Annotated in this window: 22 protein-coding genes; 16 read left to right on the top strand and 6 right to left on the bottom strand. The window is 52.6% G+C overall.

The features are described from left to right. Positions 1 to 36: 36 nt before the first annotated feature. From fbaA to tkt, 4 genes are all read right to left on the bottom strand, one after another. A complete protein-coding gene (gene fbaA, locus ACLBVC_RS18725; RefSeq protein ID WP_056773197.1) occupies positions 37 to 1,116 on the bottom strand; it encodes a class II fructose-bisphosphate aldolase in 1,080 nt (359 codons plus the stop codon). Positions 1,117 to 1,246: 130 nt separating this feature from the next. Then, positions 1,247 to 2,410: a phosphoglycerate kinase gene (gene pgk / locus ACLBVC_RS18720; protein WP_101075336.1), complete on the bottom strand. Its 1,164-nt coding sequence runs from the start codon at positions 2,408 to 2,410 to the stop codon at positions 1,247 to 1,249. Between the two features lie 72 nt (positions 2,411 to 2,482). Further along, positions 2,483 to 3,499, bottom strand: a complete 1,017-nt coding sequence (gene epd, locus ACLBVC_RS18715; protein ID WP_410150866.1) for an erythrose-4-phosphate dehydrogenase — start codon at positions 3,497 to 3,499, stop codon at positions 2,483 to 2,485. Between the two features lie 497 nt (positions 3,500 to 3,996). Next, positions 3,997 to 5,991: a transketolase gene (gene tkt, locus ACLBVC_RS18710; protein WP_410150865.1), complete on the bottom strand. Its 1,995-nt coding sequence runs from the start codon at positions 5,989 to 5,991 to the stop codon at positions 3,997 to 3,999. 248 nt (positions 5,992 to 6,239) lie between these two features. Here tkt and loiP (ACLBVC_RS18705) point away from each other — a divergent pair, with 248 nt between their 5' ends. Together loiP (ACLBVC_RS18705) and loiP (ACLBVC_RS18700) are read left to right on the top strand one after the other, a co-directional pair. Beyond that, complete coding sequence (loiP, locus tag ACLBVC_RS18705; protein ID WP_410150864.1) at positions 6,240 to 6,992, top strand: metalloprotease LoiP; 753 nt, start codon at positions 6,240 to 6,242, stop codon at positions 6,990 to 6,992. 213 nt (positions 6,993 to 7,205) lie between these two features. Next, positions 7,206 to 7,964 carry a metalloprotease LoiP gene (gene loiP / locus ACLBVC_RS18700; protein WP_410150863.1) on the top strand — a complete coding sequence of 253 codons (759 nt, stop codon included), beginning with the start codon at positions 7,206 to 7,208 and terminating at the stop codon, positions 7,962 to 7,964. Between the two features lie 118 nt (positions 7,965 to 8,082). Here loiP (ACLBVC_RS18700) and speA read toward each other — a convergent pair whose 3' ends face one another. After that, the gene (gene speA, locus ACLBVC_RS18695; RefSeq protein WP_410150862.1) at positions 8,083 to 10,065 is read right to left on the bottom strand and encodes a biosynthetic arginine decarboxylase; all 1,983 of its coding nucleotides are present in this window, start codon (positions 10,063 to 10,065) and stop codon (positions 8,083 to 8,085) included. An 880-nt stretch (positions 10,066 to 10,945) separates the two neighbouring features. On the opposite strand from speA, the gene metK reads away from it, so the two are divergent. The 8 genes from metK (at position 10,946) to ruvX (ending at position 18,225) form a co-directional block, all read left to right on the top strand. Next, the gene (gene metK, locus ACLBVC_RS18690) at positions 10,946 to 12,100 is read left to right on the top strand and encodes a methionine adenosyltransferase (protein ID WP_152327747.1); all 1,155 of its coding nucleotides are present in this window, start codon (positions 10,946 to 10,948) and stop codon (positions 12,098 to 12,100) included. A 414-nt stretch (positions 12,101 to 12,514) separates the two neighbouring features. Next, the gene (locus ACLBVC_RS18685; RefSeq protein ID WP_410150861.1) at positions 12,515 to 13,909 is read left to right on the top strand and encodes a sugar porter family MFS transporter; all 1,395 of its coding nucleotides are present in this window, start codon (positions 12,515 to 12,517) and stop codon (positions 13,907 to 13,909) included. Positions 13,910 to 13,984: 75 nt separating this feature from the next. Continuing rightward, entirely contained in the window at positions 13,985 to 14,506 is a 522-nt protein-coding gene (locus ACLBVC_RS18680; RefSeq protein ID WP_410150860.1) for a SprT family zinc-dependent metalloprotease, read from the top strand. A 93-nt stretch (positions 14,507 to 14,599) separates the two neighbouring features. Further along, positions 14,600 to 15,313 carry a deoxyribonuclease I gene (gene endA, locus ACLBVC_RS18675; RefSeq protein ID WP_410150859.1) on the top strand — a complete coding sequence of 238 codons (714 nt, stop codon included), beginning with the start codon at positions 14,600 to 14,602 and terminating at the stop codon, positions 15,311 to 15,313. 100 nt (positions 15,314 to 15,413) lie between these two features. Then, complete coding sequence (rsmE, locus tag ACLBVC_RS18670) at positions 15,414 to 16,145, top strand: 16S rRNA (uracil(1498)-N(3))-methyltransferase (RefSeq protein ID WP_410150858.1); 732 nt, start codon at positions 15,414 to 15,416, stop codon at positions 16,143 to 16,145. Positions 16,146 to 16,156: 11 nt separating this feature from the next. Further along, on the top strand, positions 16,157 to 17,107 hold the full coding sequence (gene gshB, locus ACLBVC_RS18665) for a glutathione synthase (RefSeq protein WP_152327742.1): 951 nt from the start codon (positions 16,157 to 16,159) through the stop codon (positions 17,105 to 17,107). A gap of 126 nt (positions 17,108 to 17,233) precedes the next feature. Further along, the gene (locus ACLBVC_RS18660) at positions 17,234 to 17,797 is read left to right on the top strand and encodes a YqgE/AlgH family protein (RefSeq protein WP_152327741.1); all 564 of its coding nucleotides are present in this window, start codon (positions 17,234 to 17,236) and stop codon (positions 17,795 to 17,797) included. Next, positions 17,797 to 18,225, top strand: coding sequence for a Holliday junction resolvase RuvX (gene ruvX, locus ACLBVC_RS18655; protein ID WP_195813862.1), 429 nt, complete (start codon positions 17,797 to 17,799; stop codon positions 18,223 to 18,225). Before ACLBVC_RS18660 ends, ruvX begins: the two co-directional genes overlap by 1 nt. Here ruvX and ACLBVC_RS18650 read toward each other — a convergent pair. Further along, positions 18,216 to 19,238: a type IV pilus twitching motility protein PilT gene (locus tag ACLBVC_RS18650; protein WP_410150857.1), complete on the bottom strand. Its 1,023-nt coding sequence runs from the start codon at positions 19,236 to 19,238 to the stop codon at positions 18,216 to 18,218. The two genes, ruvX and ACLBVC_RS18650, sit on opposite strands and share 10 nt — an antisense overlap. A 22-nt stretch (positions 19,239 to 19,260) precedes the next feature. Between ACLBVC_RS18650 and ACLBVC_RS18645 the strand changes: the two genes are divergently transcribed. From ACLBVC_RS18645 to hemW, 6 genes are all read left to right on the top strand, one after another. Next, on the top strand, positions 19,261 to 19,980 hold the full coding sequence (locus ACLBVC_RS18645) for a YggS family pyridoxal phosphate-dependent enzyme (protein ID WP_410150856.1): 720 nt from the start codon (positions 19,261 to 19,263) through the stop codon (positions 19,978 to 19,980). A 78-nt stretch (positions 19,981 to 20,058) separates the two neighbouring features. Beyond that, positions 20,059 to 20,880 (top strand): pyrroline-5-carboxylate reductase, encoded by an 822-nt coding sequence (proC, locus tag ACLBVC_RS18640; RefSeq protein ID WP_410150855.1) that lies wholly within the window; start codon positions 20,059 to 20,061, stop codon positions 20,878 to 20,880. A gap of 21 nt (positions 20,881 to 20,901) precedes the next feature. Then, positions 20,902 to 21,456, top strand: a complete 555-nt coding sequence (locus ACLBVC_RS18635; RefSeq protein ID WP_104923215.1) for a YggT family protein — start codon at positions 20,902 to 20,904, stop codon at positions 21,454 to 21,456. After that, positions 21,441 to 21,746, top strand: a complete 306-nt coding sequence (yggU, locus tag ACLBVC_RS18630; protein WP_410150854.1) for a DUF167 family protein YggU — start codon at positions 21,441 to 21,443, stop codon at positions 21,744 to 21,746. Before ACLBVC_RS18635 ends, yggU begins: the two co-directional genes overlap by 16 nt. Before the next feature lie 33 nt (positions 21,747 to 21,779). Next, positions 21,780 to 22,388 (top strand): XTP/dITP diphosphatase, encoded by a 609-nt coding sequence (locus tag ACLBVC_RS18625; protein WP_410150853.1) that lies wholly within the window; start codon positions 21,780 to 21,782, stop codon positions 22,386 to 22,388. Beyond that, positions 22,381 to 23,517: a radical SAM family heme chaperone HemW gene (hemW, locus tag ACLBVC_RS18620; RefSeq protein ID WP_410150852.1), complete on the top strand. Its 1,137-nt coding sequence runs from the start codon at positions 22,381 to 22,383 to the stop codon at positions 23,515 to 23,517. Before ACLBVC_RS18625 ends, hemW begins: the two co-directional genes overlap by 8 nt. Positions 23,518 to 23,572: the final 55 nt, after the last annotated feature.

The raw sequence follows: 23,572 nt of genomic DNA, 5'->3' as shown, positions 1-23,572 counted from the left end.
TTACATTCCGGTAGTCAAGCACCGGAAGGGTAAGGATTACAGTACGTCGATTGCGTTCAGTTCTTTGAATGCCAGTTCCAGGCGAGTCACCATGGAAGACTGTGCAGAACGCAGCCATACGCGCGGGTCATAGAATTTCTTGTTAGGTTTGTCCGCGCCTTCCGGGTTACCCAACTGACCTTGCAGGTAAGCTTCATTTTTCTTGTAGAATTGCAGAATGCCGTCCCAGTTTGCCCATTGTGTGTCGGTATCGATGTTCATTTTGATAACACCGTAGCCTACAGATTCTTTGATTTCTGCTGCAGTAGAACCGGAACCGCCGTGGAATACGAAGTTCAGGCTGTTGTGTGGCAGGTTGTGTTTCTTGCAAACGTATTCCTGAGAATCACGCAGGATCGTTGGAGTCAGTTTAACGTTACCTGGTTTGTACACGCCGTGTACGTTACCGAATGACGCAGCGATAGTGAAACGCGGGCTGATTGCGTTCAGTTTTTCGTATGCGTAATCAACGTCTTGTGGCTGAGTATACAGTGCAGATGCGTCCATATGGCTGTTGTCCACGCCATCTTCTTCACCACCAGTACAACCCAGTTCGATTTCCAGAGTCATATCGAGTTTTGCCATGCGGGCTAAATACTTGCTGCAAATTTCGATGTTTTCTTCCAGAGATTCTTCAGACAGGTCGATCATGTGAGAAGAGAACAGTGGTTTACCGGTTTTCGCAAAGTGAGCTTCACCCGCATCCAGCAGACCGTCGATCCATGGCAGCAGTTTTTTCGCGCAGTGGTCGGTATGCAGGATGACTGGCACGCCGTAATGTTCTGCCATCTGATGTACGTGGTGTGCGCCAGAGATTGCACCCAGGATTGCCGCGCCTTGTGGCACGTCAGTTTTCAGGCCTTTACCTGCGATGAACGCAGCGCCACCGTTAGAGAACTGAACGATAACCGGTGAACGGACTTTCGCAGCAGCTTCGAGAACGGCGTTGATTGAGTCGGTGCCTACGCAGTTAACCGCTGGCAGTGCAAATTTGTTTTCTTTAGCGATAGCGAAAACTTTCTGTACATCATCACCAGTGATAACGCCTGGTTTTACGAAATCAAAAATTTTAGACATAGTTCTTTGTCCTGTATTCTTCGGCCGTAGATGGATTGAATCGGTTTGCTATGTCGCGCGAGTTCCACTGTGCAGCCCCTCGCGCGGCAAAGAAGAACGAGCAGCCTTACTGCTGCTCATTCAGGGTTCATTACTTCTTAGCACGCTCTTCCAGCATCACAACCGCTGGCAGTGCTTTCCCTTCAACGAATTCCAGGAATGCGCCACCGCCAGTGGAGATATAGGAAATTTTGTCAGCGATACCGAACAGGTCGATAGCTGCCAGAGTGTCGCCGCCGCCTGCGATAGAGAATGCTTCGCTGTCAGCAATCGCCTGCGCCACAATTTCGGTCCCTTTACGGAAGTTAGGGAACTCGAACACGCCTACAGGACCATTCCACAGAATGGTTTTAGCGTTTTTAATGATCTCAGCCAGACGGTTTGCAGACTCATCGCCCATGTCGAGAATTTGTTCGTCATCTTTGATGTCTTTAACAGACTTCACGGTAGCAACCGCAGTTTCAGAGAACTCAGTCGCAACGCGAACGTCAGTTGGGACTGGAATGTCGCAGGTTTCCAGCAGTTTGCTTGCGGTACCCACCAGGTCTGCTTCGTACAGAGATTTACCGACGTTATTGCCTTGTGCTGCAACGAAAGTGTTCGCAATACCACCGCCAACGATCAGCTGGTCAGCGATTTTGGACAGGGAATCCAGCACAGTCAGTTTGGTTGAAACTTTAGAGCCACCCACGATAGCAACCATCGGACGAGCCGGGTTACCCAGTGCTTTACCCAGTGCTTCCAGTTCTGCAGACAGCAGCGGACCGGCACACGCGATAGGAGCAAATTTGCCTACGCCGTGGGTAGAAGCTTGCGCGCGGTGCGCAGTACCGAATGCGTCCATCACATAGATGTCACACAGGGCAGCATATTTTTTGGACAGAGCTTCGTCGTCTTTCTTTTCGCCTTTGTTGAAGCGAACATTTTCCAGAACAACCAGCTCGCCTTCGGCAACTTCAACGCCATCCAGATAGTCTTTAGCCAGACGTACAGGAGAAGACAGTTTGTCTTTCAGGTAGTTAACAACTGGTAGCAGAGAAAACTCTTCGTTATATTCGCCTTCAGTCGGACGACCCAGATGCGAGGTAACCATCACGCGTGCGCCTTGTTTCAGGGCAATTTCGATGGTTGGCAAAGAAGCGCGGATACGTGCATCTGAAGTTACTTTGCCATCTTTAACTGGCACGTTCAGATCGGCACGGATCAGTACGCGTTTACCCGCTAAATCCAGATCGCTCATCTTAATAACAGACATGGTGAATCCTCTCGTTGATTCTCTTTAAAGTTGCTTGAAGGCAATTTCGGCCAGAAGGCCGGAACAGCCGTACTAGAAACCGCTCGTGGACATTGCCAATGTTGTATCCAACATTCGGTTGGCAAAACCCCACTCGTTATCGCACCAGACCAGTGTTTTTATTAGGTGCTGTCCACTTACCCGCGTCTGCGTTCCATCTACGATGGCGCTGTGGGGATCATGGTTAAAATCTGTCGAGACTAATGGTAGTTCGGTATAGTCAACTATACCACGAAAAGCGCCTGTTGCGGCCTTTTGCAGCAGCTGGTTCACCTCGTCTACCGTCACAGAACCCTCGACAAACACGCTCAGATCAATGGCTGTGACATTGATGGTTGGCACCCGCACGGAGATCGCTTCAAAGCGATCGCAGAACTTCGGCATGATCCGCGTGATCCCTGCGGCAAGTTTGGTATCGACCGGAATAATGGACTGGCTGGCGGCGCGCGTGCGGCGTAAATCCGCATGATAGGCGTCGATAACCGGCTGATCATTCATTGAAGAATGGATGGTCGTTACCGTGCCGGATTCAATGCCAAAGGCATCGTCGAGCAGCTTAATCACAGGGATAATACAGTTGGTGGTGCAGGACGCATTGGACACAATGCGGTGCTGGCGTTCGAGCAACTCGTGGTTCACACCATAAACCACTGTGGCGTCTAAATCATGACCGCCCGGATGCGCGAACAGAATCTTTTTGGCTCCCGCCGCAAGCTGCGTTTCACCGTCTGCACGGCTGCCGTGAACGCCGGTGCAGTCGAGCACCACGTCAATGCTCAGTTCGCCCCAGGGCAACTGGCTGGCATCAGGCTGATGGAGTAAACGGATGGAGTCATCGCCGACGTAAAGGTTTTCACCTTCCTGGCGGACATCCCAGGCAAAGCGCCCGTGGCTGGAGTCGTACTTGAGCAGATGAGCCATGCCTTCCGGGCTGGCGATTTCATTGATGGCAATGACGGAAATTTCCGCCCGACGCCCGGATTCGTATAACGCGCGCAATACGCTACGGCCAATGCGACCAAAGCCATTAATTGCAATACGTATTGGCATACATCTCCCTGTTACACGGGTGTTACTTAATATCAGTAACACCTATAGTAATGCAGCGTGCGTTTACGGTGAATCACCATCGTCATCTGCCCGCACGTTCAGTGCAGTAGAAAAATTTCAGTTTGCGGCACGTTAACAACCTGGTGACGATGTTAAGCTCAAATAGCCTGACTGAAACGGTTCAGCTGAGAATAAACCAAACTATGAACAAAAGGAATAATTCCCGGAATTTCGACGCGTTAATCGCGCTGATCGCTGAAAAAAACACCAGCAAATTCCGTGTGTTCACAGTGATTTTACTTTTTCATCACCTTTTCGACAGTGATTTTTCGCAAAAACTGACGGAATGAAACAGTTTCGGAATGCAGGAGTGTAGCGGAGAGTGCCGCAAAAGGGTTTGACCTGCGTCATCTCACGCGAAAATCAGAACAGAGCCCGAATTCAGGGCGAAAAAAAAGCACCCGCAGGTGCTTTTTTAAGATGACATCAGGGGCAGATTACTTCAGTAATGCTTGTGCCTGAGCCACAACGTTATCAACCGTGAAGCCGAACTCTTTGAACAGCAGCTCTGCCGGAGCAGATTCGCCGAAGCTGTGCATGCCCACGATAGCGCCGTTCAGGCCAACGTATTTGAACCAGTAATCAGCGATACCCGCTTCAACTGCCACGCGTGCAGAAACGGCTTTCGGCAATACAGATTCACGGTAAGCCGCGTCCTGTTTGTCGAAGGCGTCAGTAGACGGCATGGAAACTACGCGCACTTTGGTGCCGGCTGCAGCCAGTTTGTCTGCGGCTTCAACGGTGATCCCTACTTCAGAACCGGTCGCAATCAAAATCACTTCTGGCGTGCCGTCGCAATCTTTCAGGACATAACCCCCACGTGCCACGTTCGCCAGTTGCTCAGCAGTACGCGGTTGTTGGGTCAGGTTCTGACGGGAGAAGATCAGGGTAACCGGGCCATCGTTACGTTCGATGGCGTATTTCCATGCCACCGCAGATTCGACCTGGTCAGCCGGACGCCATGTGCTCATGTTTGGCGTTACGCGCAGGCTGGCGATTTGCTCAACCGGCTGGTGCGTCGGGCCGTCTTCGCCCAGACCGATAGAGTCATGGGTGTAAACGAACACATTACGGATCTTCATCAGTGCTGCCATACGCACGGCGTTACGTGCGTATTCGACGAACATCAGGAAGGTTGCGGAGTACGGTAGGAAACCACCGTGCAGCGCGATACCGTTGGTGATCGCGGTCATACCGAATTCGCGCACACCGTAATGGATGTAGTTACCCGCCTGATCGTCGCCGATAGACTTAGAACCGGACCACATGGTCAGGTTGCTTGGTGCCAGGTCAGCGGAGCCGCCCAGGAATTCTGGTAACACTTTACCGAAAGCTTCCAGCGCGTTCTGAGACGCTTTACGGCTGGCTATGTTGGCAGGTTTTGCCTGCAACTCTTCGATAAATTTCTGTGCGTCGTTTTCCCAGTTAGCAGGCAATTCGCCGTTGATACGACGTTTGAACTCTTTTGCCAGTTCAGGGTGCGCTTTCGCGTAAGCGGCGAATTTCTCATCCCATGCAGACTCTTTCGCTTTGCCCGCTTCTTTAGCATCCCACTGTGCATAAATGTCTTGCGGGATTTCAAACGCAGCATATTTCCAGCCCAGTGCTTCGCGGGTGGCGGCCACTTCGGCTGCGCCCAGCGCTGCGCCGTGCACATCGTGAGTACCGGCTTTGTTCGGAGAACCGAAACCGATCACGGTTTTGCACATCAGCAGGGAAGGTTTGTCGGTGACTTTGTGCGCTTCTTCGATAGCCGCTTTGATGGAATCAGGGTTGTGACCATCAACGTGACGCACAACGTGCCAGCCGTAAGCTTCGAAACGGGCAGCGGTATCATCGGTGAACCAGCCTTCTACGTGGCCGTCGATAGAGATGCCGTTGTCATCATAAAACGCGGTCAGTTTGCCAAGTTTCATGGTACCGGCCAGAGAACACACTTCGTGAGAAATGCCTTCCATCATGCAGCCGTCGCCCAGGAATGCGTAAGTCTGGTGATCAACGATGTCGTGACCTGGTTTGTTAAACTGCGCGCCCAGTGTACGTTCAGCAATCGCCATACCCACTGCGTTCGCAATGCCCTGACCCAGCGGGCCAGTGGTGGTTTCTACGCCAGGGGTATAACCGTATTCCGGGTGACCCGGAGTTTTGGAATGTAACTGACGGAAGTTCGCCAGTTCGCTGATTGGCAGGTCATAACCTGTGAGGTGCAGCAGACTATAAATCAGCATGGAACCGTGGCCATTGGACAGCACGAAGCGGTCGCGGTCAGCCCAGTTCGGGTTTGACGGGTTATGATTCAGGTAATCACGCCACAAGACTTCGGCAATGTCTGCCATGCCCATAGGGGCGCCAGGGTGGCCGGAATTCGCTTTCTGCACGGCGTCCATACTAAGTGCGCGGATAGCGTTCGCAAGCTCTTTACGAGAGGACATGTTCTACTCCAGGTCGGATTAAAAAAGCAGTCAAGAAAGTCATTTTCTCAGACTCGGCATTAAAACGGCAATCCTTAATCACTCTCGTGATTAAGTTCACAGAATTCGCTTTTAAATCAGTGTGTTTTTTCAGACTTACACTATAGATCGGGCGATCCCAAAAACCTATCTTAACGCTATTCTTACAATCAGGGCCTTTTTCAGGCCGTACTGACTTTTTTATTAACGTTCTCCGGGAACCCAAACTGATGAAATTCCACCCCGTTTTGCTGAGTCTTTGCGCGGCCGCACTGGTCAGCGGTTGTTCAACCATTAACACCGATACCCTGATGCAGTCCGGCGCGCAGGCCTATCAGGCTTATACACTGAGCGACGCCGATGTGAAAACACTGAGCGTCCAGTCCTGCGAAGAAATGGATAAAAAAGCGCAAATTGCACCAGAAAGCAGCGAATATGCGCAACGTCTGAAAAAAATCTCGGCCGCACTTGGGGACAACATCAACGGCACGCCAGCCAACTATAAGGTGTACCTGACGAAAGACGTCAACGCCTGGGCGATGGCGAATGGCTGTATCCGCGTGTACAGCGGCCTGATGGATATGATGAACGACAACGAGGTCGAAGGCGTACTCGGCCACGAAATGGGCCACGTCGCACTGGGACACACCCGCAAAGCGATGCAGGTTGCATACAGCGCCACAGCAGCGCGAACGGCGGTGGCGTCACTGGGCGGCGTCAGCACCACGCTTTCGCAATCGCAGCTGGCCGATCTCGGTGAGAAATACGTTAACGCGCAGTTCTCGCAGAAACAGGAATCCGAAGCCGACGATTACTCGTTCGATCTGCTGAAGAAACGCGGAATAGATCCGACCGGGCTGGCGACCAGTTTTGAAAAACTGGCAAAACTGGATCAGGGAAGCAGCATTGGCTGGTTTGACGATCACCCGTCGTCCGAAGCGCGTGCCAAACATATCCGCGATCGCATAGCTGCCGGTAATTAATTCCTTCATACAGATGCGCCCGCTAAAGGGCGCATCTTTTATTATCGGTATAAGTGAAGCTTCCTAATTTTATTAAAAATCCATTTTTCAGAACTAAATATCGCACAAATTCTGAAAATAACCTTCCATGAAGACTTTTCCTCGCTAAGTAAAAACGTTTGGTTATTCTTCCTGCGTTTTTTATTTAATTTAACTATCAAAGGAAGATGGATTATGAATTTTCGCATAACTGCAATTGCGTTAGGGATCACCGTATTATTAAGCGGTTGTCAGAATGGCGCACTCAATACAGACGCATTAATGAAATCCGGCTCAGATGCTTACAAAGCGGCCACGCTGACCGATCAGGATGTCATCAATATGACGGAAGGTTCCTGTAAAGCGCTGGATGCCGAATCTAAAATTGCTTCATCAAAAAGCAAATACTCAAAACGCCTGAATAAAATTGCCAAAAACCTCGGTAACGACATCAATGGCAGACCGGCTAACTATAAAGTCTATCTCACCAGCGACGTCAACGCATGGGCGATGGCTAACGGCTGTATCCGCGTCTACAGCGGACTGATGGACATGATGACCGACGATGAAGTCGAAGGCGTTCTGGGCCACGAAATGGGCCACGTCGCACTGGGCCACAGCAAAAAAGCCATGCAGGTGGCGTACAGCGCTTCCGCCGCGCACAGTGCCGCAGGCGCGGCCGGTGGCATTGCCGGGCAACTTTCCAGTACGCAGTTGGCCGATTTGGGTGAAGAGCTGGTTAATGCACAGTTCTCGCAGAAACAGGAATCCGACGCGGACGATTATTCCTACGACCTGCTGAAAAAACGCGGCCTTCCGACCAAAGGGCTGGTCACTGCCTTTGAGAAACTGGCAAAAATGAGCGGTGGCAGTGAGAAAAGTTTATTCAGCTCTCACCCGCCTTCTCAGGAGCGCGCAGATAATATTAAAAAACGTATCGCCGAAGATAAATAATCGCGAAATAAATTCGTTATTTATATTCCCAAAAATAGAACATTCATAACCTAAATAATAAAGGCACCCGAAGGTGCCTTTATTTTATCTGTCATTCAGGGCTGAAAACCGGCGGCCCTTATTCGTCTTCTTCCAGATACGTATAACCGTATAAACCGGATTCAAACTCTTCCACAAACTGCGCCTGCAGTTCCGCATCCAGATCGGTTTCTTTTACCTGATCGCGGAAACGGGTCAGCAACACATTCGGGTCAAGCTGCACGTATTCGAGCATATCGGCCACGGTGTCGCCTTCGTCCGACTGCTGCACTTCAATGCTGCCGTCAGGGAACACAAACACATCGACTGCCGCGGTATCGCCGAACAGGTTGTGCATGTTGCCGAGAATTTCCTGATACGCGCCCACCATGAAGAAGCCCAGCACCGGCGGGTTCTCAGGATCATACGGAGGCATTGGCATCGTGGTCGCCACGCCGTCACCGTCGATATAGTGATCGATAGAGCCGTCAGAATCACAGGTAATATCCAGCAATACAGCGCGTCCAACCGGCGGTTTGTCAAGCCCTTCCAGCGGCAGAACCGGGAACAGCTGATCGATACCCCACGCATCCGGCATGGACTGGAACAGTGAGAAGTTTACGTACAGCTTATCGGCCATACGCTCCTGCAGTTCGTCGATGATCGGGCGGTGCGCGCGGTTGCTTGGATCCAGCTGATCCTGGATTTTATTACAGATATTCAGGTAAATATCTTCCGCCCAGGCACGCTGAGTCAGATCCAGAATACCGTGTGCATAGGCTGAATGGACGTCGTGCAGATCCATCTGGCTGTCGTGCAGCCATTCGCGCAGTGAGCGGCGGTTTTCCGGATCGTGCATTTCATTCCAGGTATCCCACATGCTGCCAAGCGCACGGGGTGCATCATCTTCCGGCGCAACCGGCTCTTTGAATTCGTTGCGTTCAACGCCAATCACGTTGGAAACCAGCACGGTGTGGTGAGCCGTGACAGCGCGACCTGATTCCGTGATCACCGTCGGGTGCGGAAGACCGTGCTCATTACAAGCATCACCAATGCCCCAGATGACGTTGTTGGCGTATTCGTTCAGGCCGTAGTTCACGGAGCAATCGGACTGGGAACGCGTTCCTTCGTAATCCACGCCCAGACCACCGCCCACGTCGAAGCACTGAATATTGACGCCCAGTTTGTGCAGCTCAACGTAGAAACGCGCAGATTCACGCACACCGGTTGAGATGTCACGGATATTCGCCAGCTGTGACCCGAGGTGGAAATGCAGAAGTTGCAGGCTTTCCAGACGCCCTGCTTCACGCAGCATTTCGACCAGTTGCAGAACCTGAGAAGCCGCCAGACCAAACTTGGACTTTTCGCCGCCGCTGGACTGCCATTTGCCGGAACCCTGCGAAGACAGACGCGCACGCACGCCCAGACGCGGGATGACGTTCAGACGTTCAGCTTCTTCCAGCACCAGTTTAATCTCGGTCATTTTCTCGATAACCAGATAAACCTTGTGACCGAGTTTCTCACCGATCAGCGCCAGACGAATGTATTCGCGGTCTTTATAACCGTTGCAGACGATCACGGAACGGGTCATTCCGGCGTGAGCCAGAACCGCCATCAGTTCCGCTTTTGAACCGGCTTCAAGGCCCAAAGGTTCGCCGGACTCGACCAGAGATTCAATCACGCGGCGATGCTGGTTAACCTTGATCGGATAAACCAGGAAATAATCACCCTCATAACCGAACGATTCACGCGCACGTTTGAACGCGGCGTTAATCGAACGCAGACGGTGTTGAAGAATTTGTGGGAAACAGAACAACGCAGGCAGACGCTGACCGTCCTGTTCGCGCATGTCTTTTACCAGTTGCGCCAGATCGACACGGGCAGAAGGCTCGTCTGGATCCGGGCAAACACTGATGTGGCCCAGTTCATTGACGTCAAAATAGTTGTTACCCCAATAGGCAACGTTGTAAGTGCGCAGCATTTTGCTGGCATCACGATCGTTCACGGCAACCTCCTGCATGGAGCGCAAAGAAACAGTATCGCCCGGTTGTGACGGACGGTGGGACTGGATGTCATCAGACATAGGTAAATCCTCTTTCTATACTGACAACATGGCCAGCCACTATCGCAGTAACAACAGGTGAGAACAACCCGCAAGGCTGGCTTTCAGACAGGATAAAACCCTGCGAGCCACAGCCATGGGACTGTTTTTCACTCATATCATTGTAAAACACGTTTTTAGACTCCGTGTAACGAGTCGGAAGAAATCAGGGGAAATTACCCCGGAGGTCGCAGGCTACATCAGTTATATGTCGGGAATGCGATGTTCAGAAACCCGGTTTTACTGAGTAGCGTACAGATGTCGGCGACTGACCTGTCTGTAGTCAGGCTGTCTGTAACATCGCAGAGTGGGCAGACATTTCTCTGAAAGAAGGTCCGCTGAAAGAAGTGCTGCAAGGCGCATTAAAGGCTGCAGGGGATGCTGTTGAAATGTAACAACCGGTAAAAAGTGGGTCATTAACCTAACCACCTCCACACGTGCCACGCATCACCCGCGGGCATTCGAGCTGAGAAAACAGTAATCACTGGAATACGCTGGGATCTACAGTCTCTATAAATATGTACAGCGCGCGCCGTTTATACCGGCAACCTGCTGAAATTGCAAAATGAAAATGACGTCAGGATTGTTTCTATGCGTGAATATCACTGCAAACCCGCACAATAACCCCATGTTCGTCACAAAAATGACTGGCTTTCAGCACGGGTGCTATCCTAAAATAGCCGTCCAGATGTTAATCCGTCCGTAGCAATTTTAGGGATTAATGCGCAAACTGCTTTAAGGCTTTGCCTAATGGGGACATGCAGGACGCATTGTGACAATGACGAGCTGTGCTCCTCATCTGCCCGTCTCCCCGGTGCTATGCAGTGATATCTAACCCGTCGTATGTAAGGTAAAGAACATAATGGCTAAACACCTCTTCACGTCCGAATCTGTTTCAGAAGGACATCCAGATAAAATTGCAGACCAGATTTCTGACGCAGTACTGGACGCAATTTTAGAGCAAGACCCGAAAGCACGTGTTGCATGTGAAACTTATGTCAAAACCGGCATGGTCCTGGTTGGTGGTGAAATCACCACCAGCGCATGGGTAGACGTTGAAGAAATCACGCGTCAGACCGTTCGCGAAATTGGCTATATCCATTCTGACATGGGTTTCGATGCCAACTCTTGTGCCGTTCTGAGCGCTATTGGTAAGCAATCTCCGGACATCAATCAGGGCGTTGACCGTACTGACCCGCTGGAACAAGGCGCGGGCGACCAGGGTCTGATGTTTGGTTATGCCACCAACGAAACCAGCGTTCTGATGCCAGCGCCGATCACTTACGCACACCGTCTGGTGCAGCGTCAGGCTGAAGTTCGTAAATCAGGCACCCTGCCATGGCTACGTCCTGATGCGAAAAGCCAGGTCACTTTCCAGTATGACGAAGGCAAAATCGTCGGCATCGATGCCGTTGTGCTGTCCACTCAGCACGCTGAAGACATTGCGCTGAAAGATTTGCAGGAAGCGGTGATGGAAGAAATCATCAAACCTGTACTGCCAGCAGAATGGCTGAACGCCAGCACCAAATACCACATCAACCCGACTGGCCGTTTCGTCATCGGTGGCCCGATGGGCGACTGCGGTCTGACCGGACGTAAAATCATCGTTGATACCTACGGCGGCATGGCCCGTCACGGCGGCGGTGCGTTCTCAGGTAAAGATCCGTCTAAAGTTGACCGTTCTGCCGCTTACGCTGCACGTTATGTGGCGAAAAACATCGTGGCAGCCGGTCTGGCTGACCGTTGTGAAATCCAGGTGTCTTACGCCATCGGCGTGGCTGAACCGACTTCCATCATGGTGGAAACCTTCGGCACCGGTAAAGTTTCTAACGAACAACTGACCCTGCTGGTTCGCGAGTTCTTTGACCTGCGTCCATATGGCCTGATTCAGATGATGGATCTGCTGCACCCGATCTACAAAGAAACCGCTGCATACGGTCACTTTGGTCGCGAACATTTCCCGTGGGAAAAAACCGACAAAGCGGCTCAACTGCGCGAAGCTGCCGGCCTGAAATAAGCTTTTCAGACTGTTCTGCACTGAAACCCTGCCCTTGCGGCGGGGTTTTTTATTGCCTGTTTTTAGAGGATTAGCGCGGAATGAATAGGGATGGTATCTGATTTTTAAATACCAGTGAAAACGGTTACAGATAATAACTTGTTATAAATTAATAGATTATTTTAATGATTGAAATTGTGTCACATAATTTTGATTGATATAAATCAATTTATGGGCTATTACTCTGCATTAAAGCCCCTTCCCTGCTGCATATCTCCTTGAAACCCTTACCGAACAACATTCCCGATGACACCTATAAGTGTAAACGATTACAACACTGTGACCGGGTTCACGTTAAGCTGTGTACAGGGTAAATAACATAACAGCCTAAGCATTATTACAAACTCAAAACGATTGCATTATTTTGGAGACCGGATGAACAACTCAACTTCGACCAAAGGAAAACGCTCGAACAAAAGCGTCACTTTCTTTGTGTGTTTTCTCGCTGCACTGGCCGGACTGTTGTTCGGTTTAGATATCGGCGTCATCGCTGGTGCCCTTCCATTTATCAGCCATGATTTTCAAATCACCAGCCACCAGCAGGAATGGGTGGTCAGCTCCATGATGTTTGGTGCCGCTGTCGGTGCTGTTGGCAGTGGCTGGATGAACTTCCGTATTGGCCGTAAGTACAGCCTGATGATTGGCGCGATCCTCTTCGTTGCCGGTTCCCTGTGCTCCGCCTTCGCGCCAAATACAGAAATCCTGATTATTGCCCGTGTCCTGCTAGGCCTGGCAGTCGGCGTAGCCTCCTACACTGCGCCAATCTACCTGTCAGAAATTGCACCGGAAAAAATCCGCGGCAGCATGATTTCCATGTACCAGCTGATGATCACCATCGGTATTCTGGCGGCGTACCTGTCTGATACCGCATTCAGCTACACCGGCGCATGGCGCTGGATGCTGGGCGTTATTACCATCCCCGCCCTGTTACTGCTGATTGGCGTGTTTTTCCTGCCGGACAGCCCGCGCTGGCTGGCCGCACGCGGTGACGATGGGAAAGCCCGCCGTGTTCTGGAAAAACTGCGTGATTCCAGCGAACAGGCAAAACGTGAGCTGGACGAAATCCGTGAAAGCCTGAAAGTAAAACAAAGCGGCTGGGGTCTGTTCACTAACAACAAAAACTTCCGTCGTGCGGTTTATCTCGGCATCCTGTTGCAGGTCATGCAACAGTTCACGGGCATGAACGTCATCATGTATTATGCACCGAAAATCTTCGGTATCGCCGGTTTCGCCAGCACCTCTCAGCAAATGTGGGGCACGGTCATTGTCGGTCTTGTGAACGTTCTGGCGACCTTCATTGCCATCGGTCTGGTTGACCGCTGGGGCCGTAAACCTACGCTGAAACTGGGCTTCCTCGTTATGGCCATTGGTATGGGTGTACTCGGAACGATGCTGCACATCGGCGTGGAATCCGATGCCGCGAAATACTTTTCTATCGCGATGCTGCTGATGTTCATCGTTGGTTTTGCGATGAGTGCGGGTCCGCTGATTTGGGTTCTGTGTTCTGAAATCCAGCCGCTGAAAGGCCGTGACTTCGGTATCACCGTTTCCACCACAACCAACTGGATTGCCAACATGATCGTCGGCGCAACCTTCCTGACCATGCTCGACAGCCTCGGCAACGCCAACACCTTCTGGGTGTACGCCGCGCTGAACGTCGTGTTCATCTTTATCACCATTGCGCTGATCCCAGAGACCAAAAACGTTTCTCTGGAACACATCGAACGCAACCTGATGAAAGGTGAAGCACTGCGCGACATCGGTAAGTAAGCACGCCATTCCTCCCCTGCAAAGGGGAGGAATTCAATATTGCATCTCACTTCCCACAGATTTATCCTTCGCCTGATGAAAACTTCACGCCTTCCCATCGCCCTGCAACAAGCCGTCATGCGCTGCCTGCGGGAAAAACTCCAGATGGCAAATCAGTTTTTTGGCACCGATTACGCGGAGCCGGAAATCACGTATCAGCAACGCGGCACCAGCGCGGGCAGCGCGTACCTCCAGCACTGGCAAATCCGTCTTAACTCCGTCTTGCTGATGGAAAACCAGCAACCTTTTATTGATGAAGTGGTTCCGCACGAGCTGGCACATTTGCTGGTTTACCGGCGTTTCGGGCGGGCACCGGCTCCGCACGGTAAAGAATGGCGCTGGATGATGGAGCACGTGCTGGGCGTTTCGGCCAGCCGGACGCACAAGTTCGAAGTCGCCTCCGTGCAAAGTAAAACGTACCCGTATCTGTGCGCCTGCCGTGACCATCAGCTGACGGTTCGCCGCCACAATAAGGTAATGCGTAAAGAGTCGGAATACCGCTGCCGGCATTGCGGCGAGCTGTTACGTTTTAACGCTAAAGGCACCTCTAACTGCTGATTTTTCAATCACTAAATAGCTATATTGTCTGATTGTCACACCGCTTCGCATCCGTTACCCTTGCGACCTTTTACACTCGGGCTATTCGGAAACATGTTTCGTAAAACACTTTTATCCTTTCTGTTTATCGGTGCTCTGGCACCGCTGAGCGCTTTCAGCCAGTCTGGCAACGCCATCAATAATTTCACTCAGGCCAAAGCGGCAGCGGTCAAAATCAATCAGGGCGCGCCGACGTTCTACTGCGGCTGTGACATTAGCTGGCAGGGGAAAAAAGGGACACCGGATCTGAAATCCTGCGGCTATGAAGTCCGCAAAAGCGAGCAACGCGCCAACCGTATTGAATGGGAACACGTTGTGCCCGCCTGGCAGTTTGGCCACCAGATGCAATGCTGGCAGGACGGCGGACGTAAAAACTGTGCGAAAAGCGCCGACTATCGCCAGATAGAAACGGATTTGCACAACCTTGAACCGGCTATTGGCGAAGTGAACGGCGACCGCAACAACTTCATGTACAGCCAGTGGAACGGCGGTGAAGGCCAGTACGGCAAATGCGGGATGAAAATCGACTTCAAAGCCAAAGCCGCCGAACCGCCAGCCCGTGCGCGCGGCGCCATCGCCCGCACCTATTTCTACATGCGCGACCAGTACAAACTGAATCTGTCACGCCAGCAAACTCAGCTGTTTACCGCCTGGGATCGGCAGTATCCGGTCACTGCCTGGGAATGCGAACGCGACAACCGCATTGCGAATGTGCAGGGAAATCATAATCCGTACGTTCAGCAGGCTTGCGCGAAAAGAAAAAGCTAACTTAGTATTAAACTCATCATCAGAGCACATTAGTTCGCGACAATGCGGACTAATGTCGCCAAAATAACCCCTCTCAAGACTTTAAGGACAGCAGCCTCACATGCGCATACCTCGCATTTATCACCCTGAACCGTTAACCGCGCACAGCGAAATTGCGCTCAGTGAAGATGCCGCGAATCACGTCGGGCGCGTTCTGCGCATGCAGCCTGGTCAGGTCATTCAGCTTTTTGACGGCAGTAATCAGATCTTCGACGCCAGCATTACGCAGGTGGATAAGAAGAACGTGCGCGTCAGCCTGGGCGAAGGCGTGCTGTCAGACAATGAATCGCCACTGAATCTGCATCTCGGCCAGGTGATTTCACGCGGCGAGAAGATGGAATTCACCATCCAGAAATCCATCGAGCTGGGCGTGAATACTATTACGCCACTGTTTTCCGAACGCTGTGGCGTGAAACTGGACGGTGAGCGTCTGGAAAAGAAATTGCAGCAGTGGCAGAAAATCGCCATTGCAGCCTGCGAGCAGTGTGGCCGAAACCGCATTCCGGAAATTCGTCCGGTCATGCACCTAGAAGCCTGGTGCGCCGAGCAGGACGACAGCCTGAAGCTGAACCTGCATCCGCGCGCCAGCCACAGCATCAATACCCTGCCGCTGCCGGTGAATCATGTTCGCCTGCTGATCGGCCCGGAAGGCGGTTTATCCGCCGACGAAATTGCAATGACCTCCGGTTACGGATTTACTGATATCCTGCTGGGACCCCGTGTTCTGCGTACAGAAACTACAGCACTCACCGCGATAACGGCCTTACAGGTTCGTTTCGGCGATCTGGGTTAAGAGGAGACCAAATGATCAAGCTTGGCATCGTGATGGACCCGATTTCTTCCATCAACATCAAAAAAGACACCAGTTTCGCCATGTTGCTCGAAGCACAGAGTCGTGGCTACGAGCTGCATTACATGGAAATGAATTCCCTGTATCTGCGCGGCGGCGAAGGCCGTGCGACCACCAAAAAGCTCAGCGTGAAGCAAGATTACGATGGCTGGTATGAATTCGGCACCGAACAGGATATCGCCCTGCAAGAGCTCGACGTGATCCTGATGCGTAAAGATCCGCCGTTCGATACCGAATTTATTTATGCCACTTACATCCTTGAACGCGCCGAAGAAAAAGGCACGCTGATCGTCAACAAACCGCAAAGCCTGCGCGACTGTAACGAAAAGCTGTTCACCGCCTGGTTCCCGGAACTGACGCCGGACACGCTGGTAACTCGTAACGCGGCGCAGCTGAAAGCGTTCCATAAAGAACATACCGATGTGATCCTCAAGCCGCTCGACGGCATGGGCGGCGCATCAATCTTCCGCCTGAAACCGGAAGACGCGAACGTTTCCGTTGTCATCGAAACGCTGACCGAGCACGGCAGCCGTTTCTGTATGGCGCAGAACTATCTGCCTGCTATTAAAGACGGCGACAAACGCGTTCTGGTTGTTGACGGCGAGCCGGTGCCTTACTGCCTGGCGCGTATTCCTGCACAAGGCGAAACCCGCGGCAATCTGGCTGCAGGTGGTCGCGGTGAAGCACGTCCGCTGAGCGAAAGCGACTGGGCGATTGCCCGCACCGTGGCACCAATCCTTAAGCAAAAAGGCCTGATTTTTGTCGGTCTGGATATCATCGGCGATCGCCTGACCGAAATTAACGTCACCAGCCCGACCTGTGCGCGTGAAATTGAAGCAGCATTCCCGATTTCCATCACCGGTATGCTGATGGACGCTATCGAAAAACGTCTGGCTGCACGCTAATCACGCAATACCGTCATTAACGGGTTATCCGCTCTGCCGGATAGCCCGCTTTTTTTGATGACGCTGCCGTAATAAACTGGCTTGTCTGATTTTGTTTCTATTTTGAGGTTAAACATCCTACTTACCATGAATCTACAACATCACTTTCTTATTGCGATGCCCGGACTGGACGAACCCCAGTTCAAACGTTCGGTCGTGTATATCTGCGAACATAATGAAGACGGCGCAATGGGTCTGGTGATTAATAAACTGGTCGAAGATTTCACCGTCGAAAATGTGCTCGATAAACTCGATATCAGCCCTGAGCCACGCGATCCGGCGATCCGCCTCGACCGTCCGGTCTTTTCCGGCGGCCCTCTGGCAGACGATCGTGGTTTTATTTTGCATACACCGCGTGAAGGTTTTGGTTCCAGTATCCGGATTTCAGACTGCACCATGATCACCACGTCCAAAGACGTTCTCGAAACGCTGGGCACGCCTGACCAGCCGAAAAATGTGCTGGTGGCGCTCGGGTATGCGGCCTGGGAACAGGGGCAGCTGGAGCAGGAATTGCTGGAAAACTCATGGCTGACCATTGAAGCGAGCAGCGACATTCTGTTCCACACTCCGATTGCAGACCGCTGGCGTGAAGCCGCGAAAATGATCGGCGTGGATGTCAGCCAGCTTGCTACCCACGCAGGGCACGCATAATGGGTAACCGCACAGTCTTCGCCTTCGACTTCGGCACCAAAAGCATCGGTCTGGCGATCGGCCAGGAAGTCACCGGCACGGCGCGCCCGCTGACGTCGTTTAAAGCACAGGACGGCACGCCGGACTGGCAGAAGATCGAAAAGCTGCTGAAAGAATGGCTTCCGGATCTGGTTGTGGTTGGCCTGCCGCTGAACATGGATGGCACAGAACAGCCGCTGACGGCGCGTGCGCGTAAGTTTGCCAACCGTCTGCATGGCCGTTTTGGCGTTCAGGTGGAGCTGCATGATGAACGTCTGAGCACCGTTGAAGCCCGCGCGGATTTGTTTGACCGTGGCGGTTTTCGCGCACTGGATAAAGGCAGCGTGGACGCGGCTTCGGCGGTCATCATTCTGGAAAGCTGGTTCGAGAAACAATGGAGTCAGTCCTGATCCGCAGCCAGTAGCCCGGCGCTTTGCCGCTGATGGCGGCTCTGCGCAAATGTCTGCATTCCGGCCAGTGCACCGGTTTGCAGCACATCCGCCAGCTGATGTGTTTTCCCCTCGCGGATCAGATTGCACACACCCGGCGTTGATGTCAGCACTTCAAACAATGCCACCCTTCCGCCCTGCTGTTCCTCCGTCGCTTTCGTTACCGTCAGCTTTTGAGCAATCACCGCCCGCAAACTGCCTGCCAGCTGCGCCCGGACAAATGCCTTTTCTTCTGCGGGAAAAACATCGACCAGCCGGTCAATCGCCTGCGTGGCATTGCGCGTATGCAAGGTTGCCAGCACCAGATGCCCGGTTTCTGCCGCGGTCAGCGCCAGTCGGATACTTTCGGTATCACGCAGTTCACCCAGCAGCAACACATCCGGATCCTCACGCAGAGCACCGCGCACGGCCTCAGAGAAAGAGCGCGTATGCTGCCCCAGTTCACGCTGCTGGATCAGACAACTACGGCTGGTATGAATCAGCTCAATAGGATCCTCAAGCGTAATGATGTGACGCGCCGTATGCCGGTTGAGATGATCAATCAGCGCCGCCAGCGTGGTGGATTTCCCGCTGCCGGTCGCACCGGTGACCAGAATCAAACCATCTTCCTGCATGATCAGTTGCTGTAAAATATCCGGCGCACGAAGTGAGGCCAGGTCCGGGCACTGCACCGGAATGGGCCGCAGCGCTGCGGAAAGCCCGTACCATTGCTGAAAAATGTTGAGCCGCATCCGCACACCCGCGCCCAGCGTCAGCGCTTTATCCACCTGTCCTGCCTGATGCAAACAGGCGAGTTGCGCGGTATCCAGCCACTTCTGGCTGAGGGCCTGCATCACCGACGCCTTCACAACCGGCAGGTCTTCGCAGCGGCATAATTCGCCATCAATGCGTAACATTGGCGGATAGCCGGTACAAAGGTGCAGATCTGAGGCATTTTGCTTTACACTACGCCCCACTAATCCATCAATATCCATGTTGAAATCCTCCCGAGTCCTTATGAGCCTGAGTCAGCAAAACGCTATTGAGCAGAACTTACAGAATGTCCGCGAGAAAATCGCAGCCGCTGCACAGCTTTGCGGCAGGTCTCCAGAAGAAGTTACTTTGCTTGCAGTCAGCAAAACAAAACCTGCGAGCGCTGTCGAAGAAGCTATCGCTGCCGGACAGTTTGCCTTCGGTGAAAACTACGTGCAGGAAGGCGTGGATAAAATTGCCCACTTTGCCGGGCATCTGCCTGTGCTCACCTGGCATTTCATCGGGCCATTACAATCAAACAAAAGCCGTCTCGTTGCTGAGAATTTCGACTGGTGCCATACGATTGATCGTCTGAAAATTGCCCAACGTCTCAATGAACAACGTCCGGCTGATCTGGCGCCATTGCAGGTTTTGATTCAGGTGAATATCAGCGATGAAGCCAGCAAATCCGGTATTGCGCTGGAAGAAGTTTCGGAGCTGGCGGCGCAAATCATGGCGATGCCTAACCTGAATCTGCGCGGCCTGATGGCAATTCCGGCGGCAGAAACCGATTACACACGCCAGCTGGACGTTTTCAGCCAGATGCGCGACGCTCTGAAGGCATTGCAGGTCATTTGCCCGCAGGCAGATACGCTTTCAATGGGCATGACCGACGATATGCCGGCAGCCATTGCGGCGGGCAGCACCATGGTGCGTATCGGGACGGCGATTTTTGGTGCCCGCGATTACAGCGCCAAACAGTAACCGCTGCGATGCAGTAAACTGTTTTAAATCATCAATAAATGACTTACTTATCCCCTGTTCTGACAGCAAGGAGCACCAATGCAACATCGTAAACTCTGTTTTATCGGCGCCGGTAACATGGCAGGCGCGATTATTGCGGGTCTGGTCGAAAGCGGCTATCCGGCAAATCTGGTCAGCGTTTGTGCCCCTTCCACCACGCACCGCGACGCGCTGGCTGAAAAATATGGCGTGATAAGCAGCAGCGATAACAGCGGCTGCGCAAAAGACGCTGATGTGGTGGTGCTTTCTGTAAAACCTCAAATGATGGCCGATGTATGTAAAACACTGCAAAAAGACGTGGATTTTAGCGGCAAGCTGGTACTGTCGATTGCCGCAGGCGTCAGCGTGGCGCGTTTCTGCGAGCTGCTGGGCGATAATCTGAACATTGTGCGTATTATGCCGAACACGCCGTCTCTGGTCGGAAAAGGCATGAGCGGTTTGTTCGCGCCAGAACAGGTTTCACAGGCTGACCGCGATTACAGCGGCGAGCTGATGACCGCCGTCGGCAAAGTGTGCTGGGTCGATACCGAAGAAGGCATCAACCATATTATTGCTGCCGCGGGCAGTGCACCGGCGTATTTCTTCCTGTTTATGGAAGCGATGCAGGCCGAAGCGCAGCGTCTGGGTTTTAGTGCAGAAGCGGCGCGGATGCTGGTGGAACAGGCTGCAAGCGGGGCGACTGCGCTGGTCGCCGCCAGCCCGGACACGCCATTGTCACAACTTCGTGAGAATGTGACGTCCAAAGGCGGCACGACATTTGAAGCACTGAAAGTTTTCACCGATCGTAAATTACCGGAGATTGTCTCCGAAGCCATGCAGGCCGCCATTACCCGCGCACAGGAAATGGAAAAACAGTTTTAACATACTTAGATAAGGCAATTTATGCTGACCAATTTGTTAGTCATGGTAATTAATACTTACGCAATGATTTTGCTTCTGCGCATCTGGATGCAATGGGCGCGTACCGATTTTTATAATCCGCTATCGCAGTTTGTCGTGAAGGTGACGCAGCCGGTTATCCGTCCGCTTCGCCGAGTGATCCCGCCGCTGGGGCCGATTGACAGCGCGTCATTGCTGATTGCATTTTTGCTGCTGACCCTCAAATACCCGCTGATGGAGTTGATTATCAGCGGCGGGATTTCACTGAGCCTGGTGAATTTGCTGGCAGGTCTGGTTTCGTTGATTAAAACCGCTGGCTCGCTGATTTTCTGGGTGGTGATTATCCGCTCCCTGCTGAGCTGGGTGACTCAGGGCCGTGGGCCGATGGATTATCTGCTGATGCAGTTAACCGAACCGCTGATGGGGCCGATTCGCCGCATCTTACCTGCGCTGGGTGGCATCGATTTTTCAGGCATGATTATCGTGATTATTCTTTATATTCTCGATAATTTCTTCGCGAACTTAAATTACATCGGCACATTATGGCAGTTGCCGTAAATCCGGTGAGCTGGCAATCCGATGCGCTGGTTTTGCGGTTGATTATTCAGCCCAAAGCCAGCCGCGACAGCCTGGTCGGTTTGCATGGCGACGAATTCAAAGTCGCCATCACCGCGCCCCCGGTGGACGGTCAGGCCAACACACATCTGGTGAAATTTCTCGCCAAACAGTTTAAAGTCGCCAAAAGTCAGGTAAGCATTGAAAAGGGCGAGCTGGGCCGCCATAAACAAGTCCGCATTACGAATCCGCAAAATATCCCGACCGAGGTCGCGGTACTGCTCGCTGAATAAACTCATTTCAGATGGTCTTCAGGACGTTATTTTATGCAAAAAGTCGTATTGGCTACCGGCAACGCCGGTAAAGTCCGTGAACTCGCACATCTTCTGGCCGATTTCGGGCTGGACGTCGTCGCGCAAACCGAACTCGGCGTTGAATCCGCTGAAGAAACCGGCCTGACGTTCATTGAGAACGCCATCCTCAAAGCCCGCCACGCGGCGGCAGAAACCGGTTTACCGGCTGTGGCCGATGACTCCGGCCTGGCCGTTGATTTTCTGGGCGGCGCGCCGGGGATTTATTCCGCGCGTTATGCAGGTGTTGATGCCAGCGATCAGCAAAATCTCGACAAACTGCTCGTCGCGTTGAAAAACGTGCCGCAGGGCAAGCGCAGCGCACAATTCCATTGCGTTCTGGTTTACATGCGCCACGCAGAAGACCCGACGCCGCTGGTGTGTCACGGCAGCTGGCCGGGTGAAATTGCCTTTGCAGAAGCCGGTGAAGGCGGTTTTGGTTACGACCCGATTTTCTTCGTTCCGGAACTGGGCAAAACAGCCGCAGAGCTGACGCGTGAAGAAAAAAGTACGGTATCGCACCGTGGTCAGGCGCTGAAACTGCTGCTGGCGGCGATGAAAGAGGCTGTACAGAAGAATGCGTAAGTTGCCGCCGCTGAGTCTCTACATTCATATTCCGTGGTGCGTGCAAAAATGCCCTTACTGCGATTTCAACTCGCATGCGTTAAAGGGTGAAGTGCCGCACGACGACTATGTCGCGCACCTGCTGGCCGATTTGGATGCAGATTTGCATCTGGCCGCTGGCCGAAGCGTAGGGACAATTTTTATCGGCGGCGGAACCCCAAGCCTGCTGAGCAGCGAAGCAATGCAAAACCTGCTCGACGGCGTACGCGCGCGTTTGCCTCTTGATGCAAATGCAGAAATCACCATGGAAGCCAATCCGGGCACCGTCGAAGCAGACCGCTTCAGCGGCTATCAGCGCGCCGGTGTGAACCGCATTTCAATTGGTGTGCAAAGTTTCGATGCGCAAAAACTGGAGCGTCTGGGCCGTATTCACGGGCCGGAAGAAGCAAAACGCGCCGCCCATCTGGCGACCGGCCTGAATTTGCGCAGTTTTAATCTGGATCTGATGCACGGTTTACCGGATCAGACACTCGAAGAAGCGCTGGACGATTTGCGTCAGGCCATCGCACTGAATCCGCCGCATTTATCGTGGTATCAACTGACCATCGAGCCTAATACAATGTACGCCTCACGTCCGCCAACGTTGCCGGATGAAGACGCGCTGTGGGATATCTTTGAGCAAGGCGATCAGCTGCTGACGGCCGCCGGTTATCAGCAATATGAAACGTCTGCCTATGCTAAACCCGGCTATCAGTGCCAGCATAATCTCAACTACTGGCGCTTCGGGGATTATCTCGGCATCGGTTGCGGTGCGCACGGCAAGCTGACACAGCCCGACGGGCAAATCCTGCGCACGGTCAAAACCAAGCATCCGCGTGGTTATATGCAGGGACGTTACATGGACAAACAGCATCCGGTGGAAACAGAAGATTTGCCGTTTGAATTCTTCATGAACCGTTTCCGTCTGCTCGAAGCCGCACCACGCGAAGAGTTTGGGTTGTATACCGGGCTGGATGAATCGGTTATCCGCGCGCAGCTCGATGAAGCCATCAGCAAAGAATATCTGCTGGAAACCGAAACGAACTGGCAGATCACCCGCAAAGGCAAACTGTTCCTGAATTCACTGCTGGAGCTGTTTTTGGGTGAGTAAAGCTGGCGCTACCCTTGACAAATTCAGCCATTGAATCTGCATAGTCAGTATTTGT

Source organism: Rahnella selenatireducens, assembly GCF_046449555.1.
GTDB lineage: Bacteria > Pseudomonadota > Gammaproteobacteria > Enterobacterales > Enterobacteriaceae > Rahnella > Rahnella selenatireducens.
The sequence above is the reverse complement of the archived record's forward strand: the minus strand, read 5'-3'. Positions and strand labels throughout refer to the sequence as shown.